The sequence below is a fragment of the Sulfuricella sp. T08 genome (assembly GCF_000971475.1).
GTDB lineage: Bacteria > Pseudomonadota > Gammaproteobacteria > Burkholderiales > Sulfuricellaceae > Sulfuricella.
On the sequence record NZ_DF967579.1, the window covers coordinates 1 to 1,175 of the forward strand.

General features: G+C 59.3%; 1 protein-coding gene. It reads left to right on the forward strand.

What is annotated here, in order from left to right:
* Positions 1–3 precede the first annotated feature (3 nt).
* Positions 4–1,175: elongation factor Tu (tuf, locus tag SCT_RS15220; RefSeq protein ID WP_059424660.1), on the forward strand; the 1,172-nt coding region annotated here is incomplete at its 3' end.

A 1,175-nucleotide genomic window follows, 5' to 3' on the forward strand; every position in this document is an offset into this window, starting at 1 on the left:
ATCATGGCAAAAGGCAAATTTGAGCGGACGAAGCCGCACGTAAACGTAGGCACGATTGGTCACGTGGACCACGGCAAGACGACGCTGACGGCGGCGATCACCACGATACTGTCGAAGAAGTTTGGTGGTGAAGCCAAAGGCTACGACCAGATTGACAGCGCGCCGGAAGAGAAGGCACGTGGAATCACGATTAACACCGCGCACGTCGAATACGAAACCGCGAATCGTCACTACGCGCACGTTGACTGCCCGGGTCACGCCGACTACGTCAAGAACATGATTACCGGAGCCGCCCAGATGGACGGCGCCATCCTCGTCGTATCCGCCGCAGACGGCCCGATGCCCCAGACTCGCGAGCACATCCTGCTGGCCCGTCAGGTAGGCGTGCCCTACATCATCGTCTACATGAACAAAGCCGACATGGTGGATGATCCTGAGCTGCTGGAACTGGTTGAAATGGAAGTGCGCGAACTGCTCTCCAAGTACGACTTCCCCGGCGACGACACCCCGATCATCATCGGCTCCGCCCTGAAAGCCCTCGAAGGCGACCAGAGCGACATCGGTGAACCCAGCATTATCAAACTGGCCGAAGCCCTCGACACCTACATTCCCCAGCCAGAGCGCGCCATAGACGGCGCCTTCCTGATGCCGGTGGAAGACGTGTTCTCCATCTCTGGTCGCGGCACCGTCGTTACCGGACGTATCGAGCGCGGCATCGTCAAGGTTGGCGAAGAAGTCGAAATCATCGGCATCAAGCCCACCATCAAGACCACCTGCACCGGCGTAGAAATGTTTCGCAAACTGCTGGACCAGGGTCAGGCAGGTGACAACGTCGGCGTACTGCTGCGCGGCACCAAGCGTGAAGATGTTGAGCGCGGCCAGGTGCTAGCCAAGCCAGGCTCGATCACCCCGCACACCAAGTTCACCGCTGAGATCTACGTACTGAGCAAAGACGAGGGTGGTCGTCACACCCCGTTTTTCCAGGGCTACCGTCCCCAGTTCTACTTCCGTACCACCGACGTAACCGGCGCGATTGAACTGCCGGCCGGCACGGAAATGGTGATGCCTGGCGACAACATCTCGATCACGGTCGCGCTGATTCAGCCGATCGCGATGGAAGAAGGTCTGCGCTTCGCGATTCGCGAAGGTGGTCGTACCGTGGGTGCTGGTGTTGT